8 protein-coding genes are annotated in these 9439 nt (G+C 51.1%); 4 read left to right on the top strand and 4 right to left on the bottom strand.

The window, feature by feature from the left end; all coding sequences use genetic code 11:
* The first annotated feature begins 184 nt into the window (after positions 1-184).
* On the top strand, positions 185-601 hold the full coding sequence (locus tag Q7V48_06560; protein ID MDO9210396.1) for an archease: 417 nt from the start codon (positions 185-187) through the stop codon (positions 599-601).
* An 18-nt stretch (positions 602-619) separates the two neighbouring features.
* On the top strand, positions 620-2071 hold the full coding sequence (locus tag Q7V48_06555) for an RtcB family protein (GenBank protein ID MDO9210395.1): 1452 nt from the start codon (positions 620-622) through the stop codon (positions 2069-2071).
* Between the two features lie 163 nt (positions 2072-2234).
* On the opposite strand, the gene Q7V48_06550 is transcribed toward Q7V48_06555, so the two are convergent.
* Both Q7V48_06550 and Q7V48_06545 read right to left on the bottom strand, forming a co-directional pair.
* Positions 2235-4148, bottom strand: a complete 1914-nt coding sequence (locus Q7V48_06550) for a PBP1A family penicillin-binding protein (GenBank protein ID MDO9210394.1) — start codon at positions 4146-4148, stop codon at positions 2235-2237.
* 109 nt (positions 4149-4257) lie between these two features.
* Positions 4258-4989: a phosphodiester glycosidase family protein gene (locus tag Q7V48_06545; GenBank protein MDO9210393.1), complete on the bottom strand. Its 732-nt coding sequence runs from the start codon at positions 4987-4989 to the stop codon at positions 4258-4260.
* A 135-nt stretch (positions 4990-5124) separates the two neighbouring features.
* On the opposite strand from Q7V48_06545, the gene Q7V48_06540 reads away from it, so the two are divergent.
* Positions 5125-5988, top strand: a complete 864-nt coding sequence (locus Q7V48_06540; GenBank protein ID MDO9210392.1) for a DnaJ domain-containing protein — start codon at positions 5125-5127, stop codon at positions 5986-5988.
* A complete protein-coding gene (gene rsmI / locus Q7V48_06535; GenBank protein MDO9210391.1) occupies positions 5985-6857 on the top strand; it encodes a 16S rRNA (cytidine(1402)-2'-O)-methyltransferase in 873 nt (290 codons plus the stop codon). Before Q7V48_06540 ends, rsmI begins: the two co-directional genes overlap by 4 nt.
* A gap of 131 nt (positions 6858-6988) precedes the next feature.
* Here rsmI and Q7V48_06530 read toward each other — a convergent pair whose 3' ends face one another.
* Both Q7V48_06530 and Q7V48_06525 read right to left on the bottom strand, forming a co-directional pair.
* The gene (locus Q7V48_06530; GenBank protein MDO9210390.1) at positions 6989-8314 is read right to left on the bottom strand and encodes a pitrilysin family protein; all 1326 of its coding nucleotides are present in this window, start codon (positions 8312-8314) and stop codon (positions 6989-6991) included.
* Positions 8311-9439 (bottom strand): pitrilysin family protein (locus Q7V48_06525; protein MDO9210389.1); only part of this gene is annotated, 1129 nt, incomplete at its 5' end. The genes Q7V48_06530 and Q7V48_06525, both read right to left, overlap by 4 nt.

Here is a 9439-nt window from a genome sequence, read left to right as displayed (position 1 = left end):
ATTTTGATGATTCGATCGGTAAGTTCTTTGCATTTAAAATCCTGATAATCTGCGTTTACCCTGTTAGATAGTAAACATCTAACAGGGTGAATCCGTGTCCAAAAAGGAATTTCCTATACAATTGAATTAGGATTATAATATACCCCAGGATCCAGACCAATCGAAATTTTCTCCCGAGGAAGGAATGAAAAGATACGAGACCTTTGACCATACAGCCGACCTGGGCATTCGGATCTTCGGCCGGACTTATGAAGAGGTTATGACCAACGCCGCTTATGCTCTTTTTGACCTGCTAACTGACCTGGATCGAGTGCAGGAAACCCTTTCTTGTGCCATTCATGTTGAGGCAGCTGAAAGGGAAGAGCTCCTAATCCGCTGGCTGAATGAGCTTCTGTTCCTATGCGAGAGTCAGGGATACCTTTTTAAAAGGTTTCATTTTTCCCATCTGGATCAGACCTCCCTTAAGGCGGTGGCCCATGGAGAGATTTTTGAATCTTCCCGCCACGAATTCAAAACAGAAATCAAGGCCGTAACCTACCATCAGGTGGCAATTAGGGAAAACGATGGAGCATGGGAAGGCAGAGTCATCTTTGATCTTTGAACGAAAAAGGGGGTGTCCATGAGCGACCGAGAAAAAATTCACCTGGAAAAAATCGATAACTACCGCTGGCGGATTCCCCGGGCGGGGAAGATGCGGGTCGATGGGTTGATTTATGCCGACGAAGGTCTTCTGGGGGAAATTCACGAGGATGAAAGTCTGAAGCAGGTGGCCAATGTAGCGCACCTTCCGGGAATCCAAAAATATTCATTGGCTATGCCCGACATTCACTGGGGCTATGGTTTTCCCATCGGCGGGGTGGCCGCCTTTGACTGGCAGGAGGGGGTCATTTCTCCAGGTGGCGTGGGGTATGACATCAATTGCGGCACTCGTTTACTGGTCACCAACCTTTCCACCCAGAATTTGCGGGATAAGATTAAGAATTTGGTGAACGCCCTTTTTCAAAACATTCCTTCTGGCGTCGGATCCAAGGGAACTCTGCGCCTCTCTGCCCAGGAACTTCGCCAGGTTTTAAAAGAGGGCTCGGCCTGGGCTGTAAAGAATGGGTACGGCCGGCCAGAGGATCTGGATTGCACAGAAGATAGAGGATGCATGGCAGGAGCCGACCCCGGAGTGGTCAGCGAAAGGGCCATGGACCGGGGAAGGCCGCAGCTCGGGACATTGGGTTCGGGAAATCACTTTTTGGAAGTGGGTTTTGTGGATGAGGTTTATAACCCGGAGGTTGCCCGGGTTTTGGGTCTGAGGAAAGACCAGGTCACTGTTCTCATTCACTCGGGGTCGCGCGGACTCGGTTATCAGGTCTGTGATGATTTCCTGAAAAAAATGGGCGAACGGGTTCGGCAGTTGGGCCTGGAACTCCCCGACCGCCAACTGGCCTGTGACTTCATTCAATCTTCAACGGGTCAAGATTATTTTTCGGGAATGGCCTGCGCCGCCAATTACGCCTGGACCAACCGGCAGATGCTTATGCACTGGACGCGCGAGGTCTTTGAACGGGTTCTGCAGATGGGACCCAAAGAACTGGGAATGCATTTAGTTTATGATATCTGTCACAACATCGCCAAGCGCGAATTTCACGTCATCGACGGGGAGCGCCGGGAGGTCTGCGTCCACCGCAAAGGGGCAACCCGCGCCTTTCCGCCAGGCCATCGGGCTTTGCCAGAAGTCTACCGGAAAGTCGGCCAGCCGGTTCTGATACCCGGGGATATGGGGAGGTATTCTTATGTCCTTGTGGGTACCGAACGGGCTATGGAGGAGACTTTCGGTAGCACCTGCCATGGGGCTGGGCGGGTACAGAGCCGAACTCAGGCTAAAAAAGCAAGTAAAGGAAGAGATCTGCATCGCGAATTAGAGGACCGCGGGATTTACGTTATGGCCGCGAGCCGGGCAACTTTGGTCGAAGAGGCTCCGGAAGCCTATAAGGATGTGAGTCAAGTTGTGGAAGTTGTCCATCAGGCCGGAATTTCCAGTAAAGTGGCCCGCCTCCGCCCCTGGGGAGTGGTGAAAGGATAAAAGAACAGACGGAGGGACACGCGATAACTCCCCGTCTCTCCGCTTCTGTTTTAAATTTAATAGGACGCAGATTTGCGCAGATAACCGCAGATAATTATTTTCTTTTAAATTTATCCTGATAATCTGTGTACATCCGTGTCCAAAAAGGAAATTCCTCTACAATTTAATTAATTGTGGGTTCCGTACCTTCCTTGAAACATTCAAAGATTACTTTGCCGGATTTTGCCGGTTGCTTTGGCCCGACGGGCTCACCGGTGACGGCATCTGTTTTGGTAAAAACGATCCCTTCCGGTACGGAAAAATTTTCAACCACTTTCCCGTCAACCACTTCTTTCATAAATTCCAGCCAGATCGGCAGGGCGGCGACAGCTCCCGTTTCGTGAGTTCCCAGAGGCTTTTCAATATCATACCCCATCCAGGCACCGGCGACCAATTGCTGAGGAATGAAACCGAGAAACCAAGCATCGCGGGTATCATTGGTCGTCCCGGTCTTTCCAGCTGCTGGCCGGCCCAGGGCTTTGGCCCTTTGGCCAGTCCCTTCTTGGATAACGCTTTGCATCAAGCTGGTGATGAGGTAAGAAGTCTGGGGACTGATCACCTCGATGGCCGATGGCTCCACCTCTTCCAGAATGTTGCCATCTTTGTCCACAATGCGCGTTATCAAAATGGGTTCGGCGCGGTAACCCTGAGCCGCGAAAACCCCGAAAGCATTGGTCATCTCCAGGAGGGAAACATTGGCCGCTCCCAGGGCAAGGGATAAATTGGGTTCCAGCTTGGACTTTATTCCCAAGTTCCGGGCATATTGGATCAAGTAGTCTATCCCGATGGACTGGGCGATCTTCACTGTGACCACATTTCGGGAGAAGGTCAGGGCCTTGCGAAAAGTGATCGGCCCCCAGAACTCCCGGTCAAAATTCTGGGGTTCCCAAGGTTCTTTTCCGGGGACATCGATGTAGGAAAAAGGCTCGTCAACAATCACCGTGGCCGGGGTAAACCCTTTGTCCAAAGCAGCGGCGTAAACGATGGGTTTGAAGGCGGATCCCGCCTGTCTCCGGGCCTGGGTCGCCCGGTTGAACTGGCTGGCCGCGAAATCCCGTCCGCCAACCATAGCCAGGATATAACCAGTTTGCGGGTCGAGGGCAATGAGCGCCCCTTGCACTTGACCCTTTCCTTTCCCTTTCCCTTCCCGGGCTTCAAACTCTTCCAGGCCTTTCAAAACAGCCTTTTGGGCAACCTGCTGCATTCGGAAATTAAGGGTTGTATAGATCTTCAGCCCCCCTTTGTATAATATCTCTTTCCCGTACTTCTCTTCAATGTACATCCGCACTTGTTCTACGGCATAAGGGGCTTCATGGTAGCCTTTGGGTCCTTTGGGCCTAAGCCTGATTTCTTCGGCTTGCGCCCTTATGGCCTGTACAGGGGAGATCAGTCTCCGCTCGACCATGCGGTGGAGCACGTAAAGCTGGCGCTCGCGAGCTTTCTTGGGATGGCGCAATGGTGAAAGGTTATTCGGTGCCGGGGGAAGGCCAGCGAGTATGGCACATTCAGCCAGGGTTAAGTCCTGCACGGATTTGCCAAAATAGGTTTTAGCTGCGGCCGCAACGCCGAAAGCCCCTTCTCCCAAATAGATTTGATTTAAATAAAGATAAAGGATCTCATTTTTGGTCAGATAGCTTTCGATGCGCTGGGCTAAAATGGCCTCTTTTAGCTTGCGAGTGATGCTCCGTTCCGGGGTAAGGAAAAAGGATTTGGCAATCTGCTGAGTGATCGTACTTCCCCCCTGGACCACCTCCAAGGCCTCGATATTCCGAAAGGCCGCGCCCAATATTCTCCAGTAATCAATGCCCTGATGTTCGAAAAAGCGTGCATCTTCAGCGGCCACAAAGGCTTTGATCAATAATTTGGGCATTTGGGAAAGGGGGACAATCAGCCGCCTTTCAATAAAGAACTCTCCTATCAAGACTTCATCGTCGGAATAGACCTCGGAGATAATATAGGGTTGGTAATCTTTCAAGGTAGTCAAGCGGGGTAGGTCGAAGATTAGGGTAAAATATAAGGCAATAGCTGCACCAACCACTAAAAAGACCACCAGCAAGAAGACGAGAAGCAGGATCCTCCATCCTCTACCTTTTTTCTTCTTCCTATTACTTTTTGAGCCAGATCCAATCATGTTGTTAGTAAAAAAATTAAGGCAATGGTTTAAATACTCCAATCCCATTAGGGACTGGCCATCCTCCAGGAAGGTCGATTTTTAGGGACTTGTATTCTGCATACATCTGGGCAGAAGGGCCGCCGTCGAGGGTCAAAGCATCCCGGCATTCCAACCCGCCTTCGGATTCCGGAAGGTGGAAAATTCGGGCTAAATCTTGGGCATAAACATCCGTATCTTCTGAATTTAAAAGGATAATTTGGTTTTTAAAGGTAATGCCCACGGCAGAACGCTTAGCCAATTGTTTTTTCAAGCGTAATTCCCTTCCATTCACCACCAGCCTGGGACCGACCTGGAGCGCCTGGGAGATGGTTCCTTCATTTTGGAATTCTTTGGTGTGGATAATCCGGGGACGGTTGTCCTGGATCAGAAAAATTCCCCAATCGGTTTGTCGTAAAGGGTTGGTTTCTCGGCCGTCTATGATGAGCAAGCCAAGTGGCCGGTAATCCGGTAAAAAAAATCCGCCGTTTATTGCAGCCAGAGCCTGGCTTTTTTTGGCTAATTCCTTAATCGCCATCCGGGCCACGCCAAAAACCCGACTATCAATCACCCGCACCGGGAACTTTTCCAGGTTAACCCTCAAAAGCCGCAGTTTGATGAAGGTTTGGTAAGGGGGGCCATCGAGTTGCATGGCCCTGACCTCAAAGCCTTCATCGATTTTTTGCCAATACGGGGGGGTTGAAGAGCTTTCTGACTGCCCCATCAGCATTGGGGATGCTGCCAAGGTTAAAAAAAAGAAAATTAATTTTTTGCGGACCAAGCGGTTTCTTTCTTTTCGATTTTATTATAAAATATAAATTATTTTTACCCTGGTGTCCACAGGGAAATTACCTGAAAGGATTATATGAGAAGAGATTTCTTCCACAAAGATTATTATGAAATTTTAGGGGTGGCCCGAGAAGCTTCCCCCGAGGAAATCAAGAAGGCCTACCGACAACTGGCCTTACAATTCCATCCCGACCGTAATCCCGGGAATACAAAGGCAGAGGAACACTTCAAGGAAATCAGTGAAGCCTATGGAGTTCTTGTCGATCCGGAAAAACGACAAAGGTACGACTCCATCCGTCAAACCGGGTTCAGCCCCGGAAGCAGTCCAGGCTTCAGCTATACTCAGGAGGAAATTTTTCGGGACATTTTCAGTAATCCCATGGCCAGCGATGTTTTCGCGGAACTTGGTCGCGAGTTTGCCCGCATGGGAGTCCAGTTTGACGAGCGTTTCTTTGACCGCCTTTTTTTCGGCGGGAGGGGAATTTTTTTCGGCGGGATCTTTTTCGGAGGACCGGGAGGGTCCCCCTTTGAACCGATTCACCCACATCAACAGGCTCCCAAGAATACGGCCGAAGCTTTTATTCCCCTCCTGGAAAAGTTCATCATCCCTAAGGGGATGAATGTGACCCTCAAAGGTAGATTTTTTTCTTGGTTAGGGAGAAAAATATTGAGTTTTGGGCTTAAAAAAATCCTCCGCGGGACCTCGGGGTTTAATCCAATGGAATCTCTTGATGTCACTTTCACCTTCCCCCTCAACCGAGATGAGGTGCAGACGGCAACGGCCAAAGAGGTGTCCTTTTTTCGGAATGGGAAGACCGAAAGGCTGCTGGTGAAAATACCCGCAGGCATTGAGGATGGAACTATGCTTCGCCTGCGGGGCAAGGGAAAAAGTAGCTCAGCAAAGGCTGGCGACCTTTATCTGAAGGTGCAACTGCAATGAAATCCACAGAAAAACCCTTGGGAATGCTGTATATCGTTTCCACACCCATTGGGAACCTGGAAGACATCACCCTGCGGGCCCTGCGTGTGCTCAGAGAAGTTGACTTGATCGCGGCCGAGGACACCCGGCGGACTCGACAGCTCCTCTCCCACTATGGAATTCACAAGCCGCTGGTCAGCTACCGTGAACACAACCGCAGGAAGCGCGCGGAATCCCTCCTGGCTGAAATTCGGGAAGGAAGGAATGTAGCTCTGGTCACGGATGCTGGCACACCGGGGATATCGGATCCGGGGGATTATCTGGTGAGGAGGATAATCCAGGAGTCGACACCTATTATTCCCGTTCCCGGCCCATCGGCTCTCATCGCCGCCCTCAGTGTTTCTGGATTGCCTACCGAAAGATTTCTCTTCTATGGTTTTCTGCCTTCCAAGGCGACTGCCCGAAAGAAATTATTACTTTCCCTGAAGGACCGCGCGGAAACGCTCATTTTCTACGAATCTCCGAAACGCCTGAATGCTTTCTTAGAAGAGGCGGTGCAGATTCTGGGAGAAAGGCAGGTGGTTGTAGCCCGGGAGATGACGAAGATTTACGAGGAAATATACCGGGGAACGGCTGCGGAACTTTTAAGGGAGATGGGAGAAGAAGACGTCAAGGGAGAAGTGACCATTGTTATGGAGGGGTGCACCCGCCCCGCCAAGATCGAATCTTCTTCCATCGCCGAAATGCTGGAGATCTACTTCCACGAGATGGGTCTTTCTATGAAAGAAGCGATCGAGCGCGTGTCAACAGAGATGGAAGTTTCCAAGCGGGACGTATACCAGGAGAGTTTGAAAATAAAAGGAAAGATCCCAGGGAGAAAAGCATTATGAAAATCCCGCTCCCTGCTATGGTTTTTCCCTTGGCCGCCGCTTTTTTTGCCGGGGCCTTTTCCGCTGCAGCTTTCTTTACGGCCATTTTCCTTTCCTCCTTTCTCTTTTCTTGCTTACTGAGCCACTGGGGCTTATTCCCTTATTTCCACCGGACCCAATGGTTCGAACTCCTGCCGGAATTTTCCGGCGCGACCCACGATGACCACCAACATTTTTTCTATATGGAGATGTTCCCGGGCTGAACGGGCCATGGCCTCAAGAGTGATTGCCGAAACTCGCTCCGGATAAGCGGAAAGATACTCCAATCCCAGTCCGTTTACCTCAGCCTGGATGATCTTCTGGGCGATCTGGGAGAGAGTCTCAAATCTCATGGGGTAGCTACCGGTGAGAAAATTGATGGCTTCCGTCCTTTCTTGATCCGTGGCTCCCTGGGCGACAAATGATCGTTCCACCGCCAAAATTTCTTGGACGCAGGGAAAAGTTGTTTCCGTGGGAGTAAAGGTGGAGACGATGAAAGGCCCTGGTTTTTTGCGGCCTTCCAGAGAAGCGCGGATGCCGTAAGTATAACCCCGTTCGGACCGGATCTTCTGCATCAGGCGGGAGGAAAAACCACCCGCTCCTAAGACATAGTTCATGACTTCAAAGGCAAGATAATCTGGATGGGCGTGAGGAATTCCAATATGTCCCAGGCGGATCTGGCTCTGGGTAAGATCCGGGCGGTCGATTATTATCGTCTTGATGCTGGATAAAGAAACAGGGGAGAATTCCCCAGCCTTGGCTTCATGGCCGCGAGTTATCGAGGGGAAATGGGTTTCTATCCATCGGCAGCAGGCTTCAACCTTAAAATCCCCGACCACTACCAGGAAACAGCCTTCCGGAGAAAAACGGCTGCGGTAAAATTCTTCAACTTCCTCGCCGGAAAGACTGGGCAGGGTATCCAGATTACCATAAACCGGATGGCCGTAAGGAGTGCCTTGAAAGAGAATCTCCTGGAATCGCTCGTCAGCGATGACCTGGGATTCATCCTTCTGCTGCACGAGTGCGGCGATCCGGCGTTGCTTCAATTGCTCGAATTCGGGGAGCAAGAAAGCGGGTTGGGTGTGGATCTCCAGGAGTAGCTCCATGAGTTTTTCCCAATCTTCACCCAGCCCGGAGATATAGAGGGAAGTGGAATCCCATCCTGAATGCGCGGAGAGGGTAGCCCCCAGTCCATCTACATCTGCAGCCAATTGGGCGGCCGAGCGTTTTTGCGTACCCAAGGTGAGCATCTCGGCCATGAGATCAGAAAGGCCTGCCTTTCCGGGAGGATCCGCTTCGGCCCCATAAGGATAAATGAGGTGGATGCTGACCAAGGGAAGCCCGGGTTTGAGTACGGCGTGAACCTTTAAGCCATTGGGCAGTAAGGAAGAGACAACTTTCGGAAGTGTAAAAGTTTTGAAATGGCTCCCGGTCTTCATTCCAATTCCCCCAGGTCTTCATGTTCGCGTTGGTCCACGGGTTGGAGCAGAACGACGGTACGGTTTTCGGGGCGAAGGTATTTTTGTGCCACCCGCAGGACATCCTCTGCGGTTACGGATTCATAACCGGGAAGGATTGTATAGAGAAGATGAAAATCCCCCGCGCGCACTTGGTAGAGTCCGGCCAGCAGTCCTTGGAAGAAAAAAGTTTGCAGGTTGCGGAGAAAATAGGAACGCACCTGTTTCTTTACCTTGGACAACTCTTCCCGGGAAAGAGGCTTCTGGCGAAGATCCTCCACCTCTTCCCAGATTTCCTGCTCCAGGGTTGCTAAGGAAACCAACGGGGAGGCAATGGCGTAAATTTGCAAAAGGCCAGGATCCATGGAGAAGAAGGGAGGAAACCCCATATCGGCTTGAGCTTCCACGGCCTTTCCGGGTTTCTCCAGCTTTTCAAAAAAACGGGAAGAGCGGCCAGTGGATAGAGCGGCACAGAGAATTTGCAGGGGGAAAAGATCGGGATGGGAAATCGCCGGGATATGGAAGGCCGCAAAAAAGGCAGCCACCTGGGAAAATTTCTTAAAGATCGCGCGTTTTTCCCCCCGCTGGGCTTTCTCCGGAGTTATGACCTGGCGGGGATGGGGCGGAGAGGGTAAAGGCCCGTAAAACCTATCAACCGTTTTCAAAGCTTCGTCGGCTGAGACATCTCCTACAATAACAACGACGGCATTGTTGGGGGCATAATAAGTCCGGTAGTATTCCAGGCAATCTTCCAAGGTCAGGTTTTTCAGATCATGATCCCAGCCAATGACCGGCCAACGGTACGGATGTTTTTCGTAAGCCAGGGCATAAAGCTGTTCGATGAGCAATCCAAAAGGGGTATTCACCGAGCGAAGCTTGCGCTCGCTGCGGACCACTTCCCGCTCGGGCTCGAGACTTTCCGGTGTGATCTGTAAATTCTGTAATCGGTCCACCTCCAAACGTACCGCTAACTCCAGCCGGTCGGCCGGAAGTTTTTCGTAGTAGGAGGTATTATCTGTCGTGGTGAAGGCATTGGAGGTCCCGCCATTGGCCTGGATCATCCGGGAGAACTCTTCCGGGCCCAATTCTTTGGTTCCTTTGAACATC

This window comes from Deltaproteobacteria bacterium (genome assembly GCA_030654105.1).
Classification (GTDB): domain Bacteria; phylum Desulfobacterota; class SM23-61; order SM23-61; family SM23-61; genus JAHJQK01.
Note: the sequence above shows the minus strand (reverse complement) of the source record. Positions and strands in the feature narration are given on the sequence as shown.